General features: G+C 68.1%; 12 protein-coding genes. 9 read left to right on the top strand and 3 right to left on the bottom strand.

What is annotated here, in order from left to right; genetic code table 11:
- The first annotated feature begins 100 nt into the window (after positions 1–100).
- From FHW85_RS07155 to FHW85_RS07135, 5 genes are all read left to right on the top strand, one after another.
- Positions 101–1,564: a GTPase gene (locus FHW85_RS07155; protein WP_168647813.1), complete on the top strand. Its 1,464-nt coding sequence runs from the start codon at positions 101–103 to the stop codon at positions 1,562–1,564.
- 284 nt (positions 1,565–1,848) lie between these two features.
- On the top strand, positions 1,849–2,460 hold the full coding sequence (locus FHW85_RS07150; protein ID WP_167257012.1) for a YceI family protein: 612 nt from the start codon (positions 1,849–1,851) through the stop codon (positions 2,458–2,460).
- A complete protein-coding gene (locus FHW85_RS07145) occupies positions 2,457–3,032 on the top strand; it encodes a cytochrome b (RefSeq protein WP_168647812.1) in 576 nt (191 codons plus the stop codon). Before FHW85_RS07150 ends, FHW85_RS07145 begins: the two co-directional genes overlap by 4 nt.
- On the top strand, positions 3,032–3,586 hold the full coding sequence (locus FHW85_RS07140; RefSeq protein WP_168647811.1) for a YceI family protein: 555 nt from the start codon (positions 3,032–3,034) through the stop codon (positions 3,584–3,586). Before FHW85_RS07145 ends, FHW85_RS07140 begins: the two co-directional genes overlap by 1 nt.
- Positions 3,586–4,953 carry a GTP-binding protein gene (locus tag FHW85_RS07135; RefSeq protein ID WP_168647810.1) on the top strand — a complete coding sequence of 456 codons (1,368 nt, stop codon included), beginning with the start codon at positions 3,586–3,588 and terminating at the stop codon, positions 4,951–4,953. The genes FHW85_RS07140 and FHW85_RS07135 overlap by 1 nt, the downstream gene beginning before the upstream one ends.
- Here FHW85_RS07135 and FHW85_RS07130 read toward each other — a convergent pair.
- Entirely contained in the window at positions 4,940–5,185 is a 246-nt protein-coding gene (locus tag FHW85_RS07130) for a glutaredoxin family protein (RefSeq protein WP_167257016.1), read from the bottom strand. The genes FHW85_RS07135 and FHW85_RS07130 overlap by 14 nt on opposite strands.
- A gap of 88 nt (positions 5,186–5,273) precedes the next feature.
- On the opposite strand from FHW85_RS07130, the gene FHW85_RS07125 reads away from it, so the two are divergent.
- The 4 genes from FHW85_RS07125 to FHW85_RS07110 all read left to right on the top strand — a co-directional run bounded on the left by FHW85_RS07125 (position 5,274) and on the right by FHW85_RS07110 (position 14,150).
- Positions 5,274–6,656: an L-serine ammonia-lyase gene (locus tag FHW85_RS07125; protein WP_167257017.1), complete on the top strand. Its 1,383-nt coding sequence runs from the start codon at positions 5,274–5,276 to the stop codon at positions 6,654–6,656.
- Between the two features lie 109 nt (positions 6,657–6,765).
- On the top strand, positions 6,766–9,333 hold the full coding sequence (locus FHW85_RS07120) for a LysM domain-containing protein (RefSeq protein ID WP_168647809.1): 2,568 nt from the start codon (positions 6,766–6,768) through the stop codon (positions 9,331–9,333).
- Between the two features lie 157 nt (positions 9,334–9,490).
- Complete coding sequence (locus FHW85_RS07115; protein WP_168647808.1) at positions 9,491–12,223, top strand: LysM domain-containing protein; 2,733 nt, start codon at positions 9,491–9,493, stop codon at positions 12,221–12,223.
- 262 nt (positions 12,224–12,485) lie between these two features.
- On the top strand, positions 12,486–14,150 hold the full coding sequence (locus tag FHW85_RS07110) for an APC family permease (RefSeq protein WP_167257020.1): 1,665 nt from the start codon (positions 12,486–12,488) through the stop codon (positions 14,148–14,150).
- A gap of 179 nt (positions 14,151–14,329) precedes the next feature.
- Here the strand turns inward: FHW85_RS07110 and FHW85_RS07105 are convergent, their stop codons facing one another.
- Together FHW85_RS07105 and metB are read right to left on the bottom strand one after the other, a co-directional pair.
- Positions 14,330–15,418, bottom strand: a complete 1,089-nt coding sequence (locus FHW85_RS07105; protein ID WP_168647807.1) for a homoserine dehydrogenase — start codon at positions 15,416–15,418, stop codon at positions 14,330–14,332.
- Positions 15,415–16,620: a cystathionine gamma-synthase gene (gene metB / locus FHW85_RS07100; RefSeq protein WP_168647979.1), complete on the bottom strand. Its 1,206-nt coding sequence runs from the start codon at positions 16,618–16,620 to the stop codon at positions 15,415–15,417. Before metB ends, FHW85_RS07105 begins: the two co-directional genes overlap by 4 nt.
- Positions 16,621–16,660 lie beyond the last annotated feature (40 nt).

The raw sequence follows: 16,660 nt of genomic DNA, 5'->3' as shown, positions 1-16,660 counted from the left end.
CAAATCGGACAGGCGGGTACGAGACCAGAAGTGTGAAGATGCCTTCACCCCACAACCCGAGCGCCATGGCGCTTGCGAGGCCCCGCATAGAATGCCCGTCATGCCCCGCCGCTCACGCCTGCTGATCGCCGCGCTCGCCCTGGCCGCCCTGGCCTGGCTGCTGTTCGCCGCGGCCGAACGCGCGCTGGCCCTGGCCCAGCGTTTCCTGCAATTGCCGGCCTGGCTGCAATGGACCCTGGGCAGCGCGCTGGCCCTGTTCGCGCTGGCCGGCCTGGCGGTGCTGTGGTGGATTCTGCGCCCACGCCGCGCGCGGCGCGCGGTGGCTGCGCCGGACCGCGGCACGCTGGAGCGCCGCATCGATCAATTGCAGACGCGCGGCGCCGACACCGGCATGCTCGCCGCGGAGCTGGGCGAACTGGACCGCCGCCGCGGCGAGGCGCGCGTCTACGTGGCCTTGTTCGGCGAGATCTCCACCGGCAAGTCCACCCTGATCCGCGCGCTCGCGCCGCAGGCCGCCACCGCCAGCGACGTGCGCGGCGGCACCACGCGCCAGGTGCTGCACGTCGACAGCGGCTTGCCGGATGGACGTCCGCTCACCCTGGCCGACGTGCCCGGCAGCCGCGAAGCCGGCGGCGAGGCGCGCGAAACGCTGGCGCGCGAGGAAGCCTTGCGCGCGCACGTGGTGGTGTATGTCTGCGCCGGCGACCTCACCCGCACGCAGGCGCAGGAAGTGCACTGGCTCGCCGAATTCGGCAAGCCGCTGCTGGTGGTGCTCAACAAGGCCGACCAGTGGAGCGAGGCAGAACTCGCACAGCTGCTGGAACGCCTGCGCCGCCAGACCGCCGGCGATACGGCCGGCGTGGTCGCGGTGAGCGCCGGCGGCAGCGAGCGTTTCCAGCGCGCCTTGCCCGATGGCGGCGTCGAACAGGTGGAACGCCAGCGCAAGCCCGCCATCGATGCGTTGTGGAAGGCATTGGCGCGGCTGTCATCGCCCGGCGCCGAAGGACTGGAGGCGCAGCGCGAACGCGCGGTGCTCGCCGGATTGCACGAACGCGTCGGCACGCTGGAAACGCAGACCCGCGCGGCGGAAGCGGAACGCATCGTGCGCCGCTACGCGCAGCGGGCGGTGATCGGCGCCATGGCCGCGATCGCGCCCGGCAGCGACCTGGTGATCCAGGGCGCGCTCGCCACCGCGCTGACCCGCGAGCTGGCGAAGCTCTACGGCGTGCCGGTGAGCGACGTGCAGATCGACGACTTCCTGCGCCAGGCCCGCCTGACCCTGCGCACCGGCAGCTCGCTGGTGCTGGCCATCGCCGGCAATGCGCTGAAGGCTTTTCCGGGACTCGGCACCTTGGGCGGCGGCGTGCTGCATGCGTTCGCCTATGCGCTGATCTTCGACAGCCTGGGCCGCGCACTCGCCGCCTCGCTGGCCGAACGCGAATCGCTGGACCAGGAAGACGCGGCGGACAAGCTCAAGGCTTTGCTGGCGGATGGCAGCGGTGCACGCATGAAGGAACTGGCGACGTTGACGCTCGATGCCTGGAAGGAAAAAGCCTCCCAATAACCCTCAACGCGCCACCTCTCCCCTGCGGGGAGAGGGCTGGGGTGAGGGGGACCTACGGAGCGATGAGGCGAAGGCGTCCTCAAGAGCGAGCTTCGTCGACTTTCCACCGCGAGCACCCGCCCCTCATCTGGCTGCCGCCATCTTCTCCCCGACGGGGAGAAGATCCACTAGATGGGTTAAACCAAGACCCGAGCTCCACGCACCTACCACAGCGCCCAAAGAAACAATCCGTTCTACCCACACCCGCTGGCGCCCCCTTCCACCTTCGGCCAGACTTCCCCGCCATGCCCTTCGCCCGCGCCACCGCCCTCGCCCTGATCCTGGCCGCCTGCGCCAGCGGCGCATACGCCGCATCCGCGAACTACCGCTACGACACCGTCCACAGCCAGATCGTTTTCAGCATCGACCACAACGGCTACTCCCGCCCGTTCGGACGGCTGCACATCGCCAAGGGCTGGCTGCGCTTCGATCCCGACGACTGGAGCCGCTCGGCCACCGAGCTGGATATCGACCTGGCCTCGCTGGACCTGGGCGATGCGGACTGGAACAAAGCCGTGCTCGGCGGGTCGTATCTCGACAGCGCGGGCGCCCGCTATGCCCACTTCGTCTCCACCTCGGTGGAGCGCAAGGATGGCGACAACGGCGTGCTGCGCGGCAAGCTCACCCTGCGCGGCGTAACGCGCGACGTGGAACTGCCGTTCAGCGCCAACCGCGTGGGCAAGACCATCTACGGACTGCATACCGTGGCCGGCTTCTCCGCGCGCACCACGCTGGACCGCAACGACTTCGGCATCACCGCCAGCCCCCATTCGATCGGCCGCAACGTCACCGTGTGGCTGGAACTTGAAGCCATTCTCGACGACTCGGTCGACAACACTCAGAAGGAAACCCCATGAGCCTGCGCAGCAACGACCGCCAGTGGGGCTCGGTCGCCAAGTTCTTCCACTGGACCGTGGCCCTGCTGATCATCGGCAACGGCATCTTCGGCCTGTGCATGGACCTGGCGCACGGGCCGATGCAGAAGATCAACTGGCTGGCCCTGCACAAGTCGATCGGGCTGACGGTGCTGGCGCTGTTCGTGCTGCGCGTGCTGTGGCGCATCAGCGAACGGCGGCCGCGCGAAGACCCCGCCCCGCGCTGGCAGCAGCTGGCGGCGCATACGGTGCATGCGCTGCTCTATGTGCTGATCGTGGCGCTGCCGCTCAGCGGCTGGTGGTTCAACTCCATCGCCGGCAAGCCGCTGCAGTATTTCAAGATGTTCAACCTGCCCGCGCTGGCGCAGGCCAACCAGGACATGAGCGGCTTTGCCGGCGACGTGCACGAGTACCTGTTCTGGTTCCTGGTGCTGGTGCTGGCGGCGCATGTCGCCGGTGCGCTGAAGCATCATCTGGTGAACCGCGACAACACCCTGCTGCGCATGCTTCCCTTCCGCCGCCTGCGCGGCGATACATCTCAAGGAGACCGCTGATGAAACGCCATGCCTTTGCCTCGCTGCTGCTTGCCCTGGCCCTGCCCGGCCTGGCCGGCGCCGCCGACTACGCCGTGCAGCCCGCCGGCAGCAAGCTGGGTTTCACCAGCAGCTTCCAGGGCGCCTCGTTCGACGGCAGCTTCGGCAAGTTCACCGCGGCGATCAGCTATGACGCCGCCAAGCTCGCCACCTCGAAGTTCGACGTGGAAGTGGACCTCGCCAGCGTCAAGACCGGCGACAAGGACCGCGACGGCGCCCTGCCCGGCGCCGACTTCTTCAACGTCGCCAAGTTTCCCAAGGCGCACTTCGTCACCACCGGCTTCCGCCAGAACGGCGCGCAGGTGATCGCCGACGGCAACCTCACCCTGCGCGGCGTAACCAGGCCGGTCAGCCTCAACATCACGTTCAAGCCGGCCGGCGCCGGCGCCACGCTGGACGTGAGCGGCACGGTCAAGCGCCTGGACTTCGGCGTGGGCAGCGGCGAATACGCCGACACCTCGGTGATCGGCGCCGACGTCAAGGTCAACGCGCACCTCGTGCTCACCGCCAAGTAATGAGCGGCGACACGCTGTGGCAGCGCCTGCGCGGCTGGCTGGTAAAGCCGGACGCGCAGGACGCCGCCACGGCACCCGCCGCGGCGCCCGTGGCGGAGCGCGCGCAGGCGCGCATGGCCGACAGCCTGCGCCGCCTGCTGGACGACCCGGGCATTCCGCCGGCCATCCGCGCGGAACTGGCCAGCGATTTCGGCCGCATCGAAAACATGCTCGAACGGCTGCAGCGCGGCGAACTGCATGTAGCCGTGTTCGGCCGCGTCTCCGCCGGCAAGTCGGCGCTGGGCAATGCGCTGCTGGGCCGCGAGGCGTTCGCCGTCGGCGTGCTGCACGGCACGACCACCCAGGCCGAGCAGGCCGCGCTCGACGAAGCGCGCGAAGCGGGCCTGGTGCTGATCGATACGCCCGGCATCAACGAACTCGATGGCGAGGCGCGCGAGCGCCTGGCTTTCGAAGTGGCCGAAGTCAGCGACCTGGTGATCTTCGTCGCCGACGGCGACCTCACCCGCGACGAACTCGACGCGCTGAAGACCCTGGCCGCCACCCAGCGCCCCCTGCTGCTGGCGCTCAACAAGGCCGACCGCTACGCACCCGCCGAACGCGATGCCCTGCTCGCGCAACTGCGCGAACGCGCGCATGGCCTGGTGCGCGACGACGACGTGGTCTCCGCCGCCGCGCGCCCCACGCCGCAGCGGCGCATGGAAACCGACGAGCACGGCCGCGAACATCTGCGCGAACTGCCGGCGCCGCCCGACGTGGCCGCCCTGCGCGAACGCCTGCTCGCCATCGCCCGGCGCGAAGGCAAGACGCTGTCCGCGCTCAACGCCGGCCTGTATGCGAGCCGGCTTACCGACCAGGTAAGCGAACGCATCGCCGAAAGCCGGCGCCGGCTGGCCGATAAATTGATCCGCAACTATTGCCTGGCCAAGGGCGTGGCGGTGGCGCTCAATCCCATCCCCGTCGCCGACCTGCTCGCCGCGGCCGGCATGGATGCGGCGATGGTGCTGCAGCTGTCGCGCGTGTATGGCCTGCCGCTGACGCGGGCCGAATCCGGCAAGCTGGTGGCGGTGATCTCCGCCCAGCTCGCCGCGCTGATGGGCGCGGTATGGGGCATGCAGCTGGTGGCTTCGGCGCTGAAGGGCGTGAGCGCGGGGCTGTCGGTGCTGGTGACCGCGGCCGCGCAGGGCGCGCTGGCCTGGTATGCCACGGTGCTGATCGGGCGCGCCGCGGAGCGCTACCTGGTGGCGGGCAAGTCCTGGGGCGAGCTGGGGGCAAAGCGGGCGGTGGCCGACATCGTGGCCGGGCTGGATCGCGATTCGATCCTGCGCGAGGCGCGCGAAGAGATCCTGCGCCGGCTCAAGTCGCGCTGAGTTTCACCGCCAGGAAGGCGCGCACCGCCGCCGCATCGAACGGCCAGTCCAGCTCCCGCCCGTCGCGCACGTCGCGCAGCACCGGCACGCGGGTGCCGTAGCGGTCTTCCAGCGCCTGCGCGTCGTCGACCCACACGCTGTCGAAATCCGGCGCGCGCGCCTCGGCCATCACGGCCAGGGCCTGGTCGCACAGATGGCAGTAGTCGCGCTGGTAGAGGATCAGGTCGGCCATGGCGGCAACAGACGCTTGCGTACGGACTGCGGGGCAGCGGGGGGATGCGTAGAATAGCCGGTTCCCCGTCCAGCCCCAGCACAAAGCCATGGCCGTCAGCGTATTCGACCTCTTCAAGATCGGCATCGGGCCGTCCTCCTCGCATACGGTCGGCCCCATGCGCGCCGCCGCGCGCTTCGCCGAGCGCTGGCTGGACGAAAAAGGCGTGCTGGGCCGGGTGGCGCGCCTGCGCGCGGAGCTGTTCGGCTCGCTGGCCATGACCGGCCGCGGCCACGGCACCGACAAGGCGGTGCTGCTGGGCTTCGAAGGCGCGCATCCGGACACCGTCGACCCGGACCGCATTCCCGAAACGCTGGAACGCATCCGCCACAGCAAGCGCCTGCGCGTGCTGGGCCGGCACGAGATCGAATTCGACGAGAAGCGCGACCTGGTCTTCAACAAGCGCCAGAAGCTGCCGTTCCACACCAACGGCATGCGCTTCACCGCCTACGACGCCGAAGGCCACGAGCTGGGCACGCGCGACTACTACTCGGTGGGCGGCGGCTTCGTCGTCAACCAGGACGAGGCGGCCGAAGACCGCATCGTCGCCGACACCACCGCCCTACCCTATCCGTTCTCCACCGGCGACCAGCTGCTGGCGCTGTGCGAGCAGCACGGCATGAGCATCGCCCAGCTCATGATGGAGAACGAAAAGGTGTGGCGCAGCGAGGAAGCAACCCGCGCCGGCCTGCTCACCATCTGGAAGGCCATGCAGGACTGCGTCGCCCGCGGCCTGCGCTCGCCCGGCACCCTGCCCGGCGGCCTGAAGGTGACGCGCCGCGCGCCGGCCATGGCGCAGGAACTGCGCAACCAGCCGGAAGCCGCACTGAAGGACCCGCTCACCATTCTCGACTGGGTCAACCTGTACGCGCTGGCGGTGAACGAAGAGAACGCCGCGGGCGGCCGCGTGGTCACCGCGCCGACCAACGGCGCGGCCGGCATCGTGCCGGCGGTGCTGCACTACTACCACCGCTTCTGCCCCAAATCGAACGACGACGGCGTGATCGAATTCCTGCTCACCGCCGCCGCGGTCGGCATTCTGTACAAGGAGAACGCTTCGATCTCCGGCGCCGAAGTCGGCTGCCAGGGCGAAGTGGGCGTGGCCTGCTCGATGGCCGCCGGCGGCCTCACCGCGGCGCTGGGCGGCAATGTGCTGCAGGTGGAGAACGCCGCCGAGATCGGCATGGAACACAACCTGGGCCTGACCTGCGACCCGATCGGCGGACTGGTGCAGATTCCCTGCATCGAGCGCAATGCGATGGGTTCGGTGAAGGCGATCAACGCCAGCCGCATGGCGCTGAAGAGCGACGGCAAGCATCGCGTGTCGCTGGACAAGGTGATCGCCACCATGCGCGACACCGGCCGCGACATGAAGGACAAGTACAAGGAAACCTCGCGCGGCGGCCTCGCGGTGAACGTGATCGAGTGCTGATGCGGCACAGCGGTAGCGCGGCTGTCACCTAGGGAAACTCCTTATTGCGGCTCCATGACGGGCCGGCGCTGAATGCGCCGGTCTTTTCATTTCCTCTGGAGCGCGCGCCATGTTCCCCGTCGACGCAGGATCTTCCGTCCGCTACACGCCCCCGGCCACGCCGCCTCCGCCCCCGCCGCACATCGTCAAGCCGCAGGAGACGGTTGCGACCGTCGCAAAAACTTACCAGGTGACGCCGGAAGAACTTGCGCGCACCAACCACATCACGGTCGACACCCAGCTCACGCCCGGCCAGCAGCTGCAGTTGCCGCCCAATGCGGTGCAGCCCGCGCAGACCGATGCCGCGCCCACCGCCCCCGCCACGCCGGCCGCCAAGACCGACGCCGCCATCGCCGCCTACCAGCAGGCGGTGAAGGACCGCACCGAGGCCACCAGCAACATGCCGCAGAACGGCGCGCTGCGGCAGGAGATCCGCCAGGGCGCGGACGATGCGGTGAACAAGGCCAAGACCGCGATGGACCAGGCCATCCACGACGAGATCGCCGGCGAAGTCGCCCAGCGCAACCAGGGCGTGCCGGGCCAGTTCCGCACGCCCAACGACCAGCTGGTGGCGAATGCGGGCGACGCCATCCTCGCGCGCCACCAGGGCGATGCCGGCGCCACGCCGCTGATCAAGGACGCGGTGCACACCTACCAGGTGCAGGCCAAGGCCGACGCGCTGATCCCCGGCTACTACGGCAACTGGAGCGCCGCGGACAAGCTCAAGGGCATCAACCTGCAAGGCCAGCCCAAGGAAGTGGTGGATGCGGTGCTGGCCGATCCGCGCGTCAAGCAATGGGTGGCCGATGCCGCGCACGATGCCAGCGGCAAGTCCGCCGCCGATTGCGCCAAGTATCTGGCCGACCTCACCCGCGCATCGCCGGAGCTGGGCCGCGAAGTCACCACGCATTGGTGGAACGCCCAGGACACGCAGTCGTGGATGTCGAGCAACAGCGAAGTGCTGAGCGCGATGTCCGACCCGGAAATCTACCGCGACCTCAGCGTGGTGTACCGCAACCTCGGCGGCAGCGACGCCGGCCAGGCGGCGCAGAGCGACTTTGCCGGCGACGTGGCGAAGTATCTGGAACGCAACTCCATGCTCGCCAACAACAACGACGTGACCAAGGCCATCTCCGACGGCGGCGATCCCGCGCTGGCGCTGGCCGTGGCCAGCAACCTGCAGGCCGACGGCAAGAACACGCTGGCCATGCAGATGGTGAGCTCGGTGAAGCTGGGTATGGGCAACCTGCAGCAGGTGACGCTGAAGCAGGACATGCAGGCGTATGCCAAGCAGACCGAGGAACTCAACAACCTGATCAAGGACCTCGGCCCCGGCCTCACCGACGACCAGAAGCAGCAAGCCATCCAGAAATACATCGATGGCAAGGGCAAGGACTGGCAGGACCAGCTGAAGGCGAACAAGGACAAGCTCGTCGCCGACGTCCGCGCGCTGGATCTGGACATCACCTCGCTCACCAGCGTGCCCGACAACCTGAAGAGCTACGGCCTCACCAAGGAAGGCGCCGCCAAGCTGCTGGACGACGACACCACCAGGCAGTCGATCGAATTCGCCGCCACGCAGGACCCCAGCGTGTTCGACGGCGAGGAAGGCGGCGAAGCCGCGAAGCTGCTGATCGAGCTGGGCCACAAGGACAAGGACTTCACCGCCGCGGTCGGCAAGGCCTATGTGGTCAGCCACCTGATGCCTTCGCTGGGCGAGATGAACCCGTCCGACGACGCCAGCATCGCCAAGGTGAAGCAGGCGCTGGAATCGTTCCGCGGCCTTGGCGCGCAGATGCTGGGCATTCCGCAGGGCGAAGTGGACAAGGGCATCGACAAGCTGGAGGAAGTGGTCAACTCGCTGCGCACCGAAACGCTGGAAGACGCCAAGCAGGGCAAAGCGGTCAACGAGTTCGCCTCGGTGCAGAAGGAATTGCAGGAACTGAAGGAACTGCCCTTCAGCGACGCCAAGGCCGGCATGCTGTTCCGCACGATGGCGCTGGGCATCACCGGCGCGGCCTTTATCAGCCAGACCGGCAAGACCATCGAAGACCCCAGCGTGCAGAACGTGATCGGCTCGCTGGCCTTCGGCCTGGATCTGGCGCCGGCCAAGAACGCCTTGACCGGCACCATCCAGGCACTGGACAAGAACAACGTGCTCGAACAATGGGGCCACGCAGCGCCGGAGCTCACCGAGAAATTCATCGGCGTGCTCAACGTGGCCTATTTCGCCGCCGGCGCGGTGAAGGGCGTGGCGGACCACGACTATCCGACCGCGATCTTCTCCGGCGTGGGCGCGGGCGGCGCGGCGCTGGCGGCGTTCGGCGGCGAGGAAATGCTCGGTGGCTTTGCCGGGCCGATCGGCATCGCGGTGGCGACCATCGCCGTGGTGGCGCTGCATTTCATCGAGCAGCACCACAAGGACCAGGAATACAAGGAAGCGCAGGACAAGTTCCTGGAAGGCGCCGGCATCGAGAACAAGGACGAGCGCGAGGCGCTGATCGGCGCAGGTCCCGACCAGCTCAATGCGATGCGTGCCCGTGGCATTACGCCGGAAAATATCCAGGAAATCGCCGAGACGGATCCGCGACTGCTGCATATCGCCTATGGCACGGATGGCCAGGGACGTCCTTACTGAGCGGAATCTTTTTTCCGCGCATTTGCTGCAAGCCGCGACGCGCAAGGCGCGTCGCGGCGCAAGAACCTGAGTCTAGGGAAACTACGTATTGCCGCTCGATGACAGCGGGTCTAAATGCCAGTGCCAGTCCCCACGGCAACACGGCAAGGAGTCCGCCATGACAGTCATCGCTGCGAACGATTCCGGCAACTACGCACAGCCCCAGCTGCCCCCGCCACCGATCCATACGGTCACCGGCAACGAGACGGTCGCGCAGGTTGCGCAGCAGTACGGTGTTGCGCCGGAAGAGCTGGCGCGCGGCAACAACATCAGCGTCGACACTGCGCTGTCGCCCGGGCAGATGCTGACGCTTCCGCCGCATGCAGCGACGAATGCCACGCAAGCGGCGCCGGCAACGCAGACACCGGCGCAGAAGACGGATGCGGCGATTGCCGCTTACCAGGCCGCGCTCAAGCAGCGCGACGACGATATGCGCAGCGCGCCACGCAACGCCGGCCTGCGCGCCGACCTGGACAGCAGCGGGCAGGATCGGATCGATGCGGCGAAGAAGACCATGAATCAGGCCATCGCCGATGAAGTGGCCGGCGAGGTGGCGTTCCGCAACCAGGGCACACCGATCGTATTCCGCACGCCGACCGATCAGCTGATCGACAACGCCGGCAACGCGATCGCGGCGCGGCATCCTGGCGATGCGTCACTCGCCGCGACGATCCAGGGCGCCGTGGGCACGTACAAGTTCCAGAACCAGGTGAACGGACTGATCCCGGAGTACTCCGACGGCACCAGCGCGGCCGACAAGCTCAAGGGCATCATGCTCAATGGACAGCCGCCGGAAGTGGTCGCTGCCGTCGCGGCGGATCCGCGCGTGCAGGCCTGGGCCAAGGAAGCGGCCGTCCAGGTCGATCAGGCCTATGCCAATGGCAGGAACGGCTCGGGTTCGCTCGATGCCGCCCACGCCCTGCTCGCGAGCATCCAGGGCCTGCCGCCGCCGCTTGCCGCGGCGGTAGTGCGCCAGAGCCTGCCGGCGATCCAGAAGATGGGGCAGGTTTCGATGAACGGACCCGGCCAGCAGACCTTCGGCAGCATGCAGCGTGTGATCAGTGCGCTGGGCGAAGGACCGGATGCGCAGGATCTGGCCAACCACGTCGCCGGCGCCTATCTGCACCAGGCCGAAGACTGGAGCCAGCAGACGCTCAATTCCGTCACGGTGGCAATGAACGGCGGCGTTCGCCCCACGCTCGCCATGGCCCTGGCCAATGCGCTGCAGAACGACGGCAGGGCCGAGCAAGCGCAGGACATCATCGCCGCCGCCACGATCGGCCAGCAAAGCTATCTCGCGAACGCCCAGGACAGTCCGCTCAAGGCCTACAACGATGCGCATGGCGCCAAGCTGGAAAAGGACGAGCACCTGGCGGAACTGCTCAATCACGCCGGGCCGTTGAACGACCAGCAGAAGCTGGCGTTTATCAAGGCTTATCGCGCCGACCCCGACAACGCGAAGGTGTACCAGGCCGAGACTGATGCCGGGCGCGACCTCGCCTCGTACATGAATGCGCATCAGGATGACCTGATCGCCGCCGCCGGGCGCAGTCCGGACAATGCCAAGCAGCTTTACCAGTGCATGCAGGATCTGAATCAGTCCGGCCAGGGCAAGACCTCATTGGCCTTCGTGGTGGCCATCGACAAGGATCCCGCGGCAACGAAAGCCTTCAACGGCTTCTCTGATTACCAGACCGACTTCATCGGCAAAGCCATCGCCGCGGCACAAGGCCAGTTGCTGGTGGAAGGCCATGGCGACGCCAAGGGTGCGGCCACGCAGTTGCTCGCCCTGGCCGCGCCGCTGTTCCAGGCCAACGACGGCTGGTCGCAGATCACTACCAACTACACGCGCATGGCCGAAGGCAAGGAAGATGCCTTTACCGCGAAGGCGCTTGGCGAGGAGTTCAAGGAGCTTGGTCCGGGCGGCAAAGGGTTGGCGATGGCTTCGATCATGGTCAACGCCATCAATGGCTCCCTCGGCGACAATGCCAGCGGAGTGATCAACTCCTATGCCACCGCCGGCGGCACCACCGCGGGACTTGCCAGTGGCGCCCTGCAATCGCTGGTGGAAGCCGAGAAGGCCGGCGCCAAGACCGCGAGCCTGGCCGAGTTCAGCGCACGCCTGGTTCCCGGCCTGTCGCTGATCGCCGCAAGCAGCGCATGCAAGTCGGATTTCGACAGCATGCAAAGCAACCCCGTCTACGCCGGCGCCGTCGTCGGCGATCTGTTTTCGGTGATCGGCAGCACGCTGGAAGTGGGCGGGGTCGAAGTGCCCGGCGCCTTTATCAATGGCATCGGCTCCCTGGTCGCGGCACCGTTCCAGTTCGCCGGCGGCCTGATCGACGACATCACGGACGCCAATCAGGTGCACGCGGACGTCAAGAAATACCTGAGCGCGGACGGCGTGAACCTGAAACCGGGCGACATCGACATGATGGCCAGCAGCGACCCCGGCCAGGTCAAGCAATGGCTGGGCACCGGCATCTCGCCCGACGAACTGCAGGACCTGGCGCGGATCGTTCCGAACATCCTGCAGAGCAACCATTCCGGTGGTCCCGCCATCGGCTGGCTGCAGGACGCCGGTCTCAGCGGCCAGGATGTCTACGACATGCTCAAGGCCGCCGATGCGCAGGCACCGTGCGTGGGCGCGGCCGAGGTGATGCGGGTACTTTCCAATCCGAATGCGTTCAACATCGGCGGTGCGCGCAACAAGGCGACCCTGGCCGATGACCTGCGCGCCACCGCGCAGCAGGAACGGAGCGACACCATGGGCGATCCGGCGGAGAATCTGCGGACCGCGACCGCGCTGCAGGCTGCCTCCGACTGGCTGGAGCTCCACATCACCGCGTAAGGCACAAGGCAGCACCGCCTGGAGAAGCGCGCCCATGGATGGGCGCGCCTGCTTCCCAAGCGCCCTCCATACGCCCCTGAAGGTGCCGCAAACCCCTTGCCCTCCCGGCAAATGTTGCGCCGCGCCATGCACTTGCCGCACCCGCAGAATCTTCCGAAGTTCCGTCCCGCCGGGCTGACAGCCGCGCTAGGGGCTGTCATCATCCGGCCCTTGTGCCGTCCGCGGGGGCGGCCTTCGAGATCCAGATCCTGCGGGAGTTTGCATGTCCTCTTCCAGCTCCATCCGGCGCGACGTCGGTCCTTTTGCGCTCATGCTTACCGGCCTGGGCTCCATCATCGGCTCCGGCTGGCTGTTCGGCGCGTGGCGCGCGGCGGGCCTGGCGGGCCCCGGCGCCATCTGGGCATGGGTGCTCGGCGCGGCCATCATCATGACGATCGCGCTGACCTACGCGGAGCTGGGCGCGATGTTCCCCGAGTCCGGCGGCATGGTGCGCTACAGCCACTACTCGCACGGTTCGCTGGTCGGCTTTATCGGCGCATGGGCCAACTGGATCGCCATCGTGTCGGTGATCCCGGTCGAAGCCGAAGCCTCGGTGCAGTACATGGCCTCGTGGCCGTGGAAATGGGCGCAAGACCTGTACATGCACATGCCCGACGGCACCGGCGAGCTCAGCAACGCGGGCATCGCCATCTCCGCCGTGCTGGTGATCGTGTACTTCCTGCTCAACTTCTGGAGCGTGAAGCTGTTCGCCCGCTCCAACACGGCCATCACCGTGTTCAAGCTGGTCGTGCCGGCCGCCACCGGCCTGGCGCTGATCGCCAGCGGCTTCCACAGCGAGAACTTCTCGGTGGGCGTGCACGGCGACGCGCATGCGATCGACTTCGCCGCAGTGCTCACCGCCGTGGCCACCGCGGGCATCGTATTCAGCTTCAACGGCTTCCAGAGCCCGGTAAACCTCGCCGGCGAAGCGCACAACCCGGGCAAGAGCATTCCGTTCGCGGTGATCGGCTCGATCGTGCTGGCCACTATCGTGTATGTGATCCTGCAGCTGGCCTATCTCGGCGCGGTGCCGCCGGAGATGCTGGCGAAGTCCGGCTGGCACGGCATCGATTTCCGCTCGCCGTTCGCGGAGCTGGCGATCATCGTCAACCTGCACTGGCTGGCGATGCTGCTCTACGTCGACGCCTTCATCAGCCCCAGCGGCACCGGCATCACCTACACCGCCACCACGGCGCGCATGATCTACGGCATGGAGCGCAACGGCACGCTGCCGAAGCTGCTGGGCCGCATCCATCCGAAGTGGGGCATCCCGCGTCCGGCGATGTGGTTCAACCTGGCGGTGTCCTATCTGTTCCTGTTCAAGTTCCGCGGCTGGGGCACGCTGGCAGCCGTGATCTCGGTGGCGACGATCATTTCCTACCTCACCGGCCCGGTCAGCGCGATGACCCTGCGCCGCACCGCCCCCAACCTGCACCGCCCGCTGCGCATCGCCGGCCTGCCGGTGCTCGCCGGCATCGCCTTCATCATGGCGACGGAACTGCTGTACTGGGCCAAGTGGCCGCTGACCGGCGAAATCATCCTGCTGATGGTCGTGGCCCTGCCGGTGTACTTCTACTACCAGCTCAAGGCCGGCTGGCACGACTTCGGCCGCCAGCTCAAGGGCGCATGGTGGCTGATCTTCTACCTGCCCACCCTGGCCCTGGTGTCCTGGGCCGGCAGCACCACGTTCGGCGGCAAGGGCTACCTCAGCTACGGCATGGACCTGGCGGTGGTCGCCGTGGTCGGCCTGGTGTTCTACCTGTGGGGCGTGAAGTCCGGCTGGCGCACGCCGTCGGTGGAAGCGGCCGAGATCGAGGCGCAGGCGCACCCGGGGGCGCCGGTGGTGCCGCCGGATGAGTTCGAGTCGGAGCGCATCGCGAAGCATTGAGCTTTGCGGACGTCCAGATAAAAACGCGCGGTGAAAGCCGCGCGTTTTTTTATGCTCAGGTCCCGGCGACGCAAGCCGGCGTAGGTTGGGGTGAGCCAACGGCGAACCCCAACATCACCACCTTCAAGCGCATCGCCCCGTTGGGGTTCGCCGTTGGCTCACCCCAACCTACGTCGAGGTCAGGCGAGGGCCAGCACATCACCCAACAACGCCTGCGCCGTCACCTCCGGCCCCGCGCCCGGCCCCTGGATCACCAGCGGCTGCGAGTGGTAGCGCGTGGTGGTGAGGGCGAACTGGTTGTCCGTGCCGTACAGCCGCGCCGCTGGGTGCGTCGCCGGTACTTCGACCAGGCCGACGCGCGCCTTGCCGCGCTGGTTGAGCCGCGCCAGGAAACGCAGCACGCCGCCGCGCGCCTTCGCCTCGGCATGGCGGCGCGCCAGCGGTTCGTCGAGTTCTTCCAGGCGGGCGAGGAAGGTGTCGGTGTCGACGTTGCGCAACGCCTCGGGCACCAGGCTTTCGACGTCCACTTCGTCGGTGCCCAGCGCAAAGCCCGCATTGCGCGCGATGATCAGCAGCTTGCGCGCCACGTCTTCGCCGGAAAGATCGGAACGCGGATCGGGTTCGGTATAGCCCAGCTTGCGCGCCTCGCGCAGCAGCGCGGAGAACGGCTGGCTGCCGTCGTACTGGTTGAACAGGTAGGACAGCGAACCGGAGAACACGCCTTCCAGCGTGAGCAGCGCATCGCCGCAGCCGCGCAGGCGGCGCAGGGTGGACAGCACCGGCAGGCCGGCGCCCACCGTGGCGGAGTCGCCATAGCGGCCGCCTTCGGCTATCGCTGCCTGCAGCGCGCGCCAGCCGGGCAGCTCGCCGCCGGCCAGCGCCTTGTTGGCGGTGACCACGTGATAGCCGCGCGCCAGCCAGTCGGCGTGGCGTGCGGCAAGGCTGGCGTTGGCGGTGGCGTCGATGATGACTTTCACCGCCGCGCCGCTGCCGTCCAGCGCGCGCAGCAGGGCTGCGTCGTCGCGCGGCTCGCCATGGCTCTTGAGCTTCTCGCGCAGGGCGCGGTCGGCCAGTTGCTGGGAATCGGTCTGCTGGCGGCGCGAGTTCGCCGCGGCCACCAGGCGTAGCGAAGCGGCGGCCGGGGTATTGAGCAGCTTGAGCAGCGCGCCGCCGACCACGCCGGTGCCGAGCAGCACGATGGCCGTGCCGCTGGCGGCCGCGGCGGGCTTGGACGTCCGGACGTCCGCTTCCGCCAGCACCGCGCTCATGCGGTCACCCGGCGTTTGTTGGCCAGCGAGGCGAACGCACGGCCCAGGGCGGCGTCGATGTCGCGCACCAGGTCGTCGCCGTCCTCGATGCCCACCGAGATGCGCAGCAGGCTGTCGGCGATGCCGGCGGTGCGGCGTGCTTCCGGCGCCATCGAGGCATGGGTCATGGAGGCCGGGTGCGCGATCAGGCTTTCCACGCCCCCCAGCGATTCGGCCAGCGAGAAATACTGCAGCTCGTTGACGAAGGCTTCGATCTGCGCCACCTCGCCTTCCAGCTCGAAGCTCAGCATGGCGCCGAAGCCGGCTTGCTGGCGCGCGGCCAGGGCGTGGCCGGAGTGGCTGTCCAGGCCCGGGTAGTAGACCTTGCGCACGGCGGCATGGCCGTCGAGCAGGTCGGCGATGCGCTGCGCGTTTTCCTGATGCTGGCGCAGGCGCACGCTCAGCGTGCGCAGGCCGCGCAGGGTGAGGAAGCTGTCGAACGGCGCGCCGGTCAGGCCATTGCAGTTGCCCCACCACTTCAGCTGGTCGGCCACCGCCTGGTCGCGCGCGATCACCGCGCCGCCCACCACGTCGCTGTGGCCATTGATGTACTTGGTGGTGGAATGCACCACCACGTCCGCGCCCAGCACCAGCGGCTGCTGCAGCGCGGGCGAGAGGAAGGTGTTGTCCACCACCACCAGCGCACCGGCGGCATGCGCGGCCTGTGCCACGTGGCGGATGTCGGTGATGCGCAGCAGCGGGTTGGACGGCGTCTCCACCCACACCAGCGAAGGCTTGCCGGCCAGGCCGGCGGCCAGCGCCACGCTGTCGGTGAGGTCGACGAAGTCGAGCGTGAAGCGGCCCTTCTTGGCCCAGGCGTCGAGCAGGCGCCAGGTGCCGCCGTAGCAGTCGTGCGCGGCCAGCACGCGGCCGCCCGCCGGCACCAGTTCCAGCGCCAGCGCCACCGCCGCCATGCCGCTGGCCGTCACCACCGCGCCCGCGCCCTGTTCCAGTTCGGCCAGCGCATTGCCGAGCAGGTCGCGCGTGGGGTTGCCGCTGCGCGAGTAGTCGTAGGCGCGCTTGCCGCCCAGGCCTTCGAAGGCGTAGTTGGTCGACAGGTGCAGCGGCGGCACCACCGCGCCGTGCTGGGTGTCCGACTCGATGCCGGCGCGCACCGCGCAGGTGCTGGTGCTACAGGGGGCGGTGGTGTCGCTCATGGTGATCTCCGTTTCTTGTTGCTGGTGCGCAAGGGCGTGGGGACGA

This window comes from Dyella sp. SG609, assembly GCF_012275375.1.
In the GTDB taxonomy this organism is placed as follows: Bacteria; Pseudomonadota; Gammaproteobacteria; order Xanthomonadales; family Rhodanobacteraceae; genus Dyella_D; species Dyella_D marensis.
This window is presented reverse-complemented; position numbering and strand designations above follow the sequence as displayed.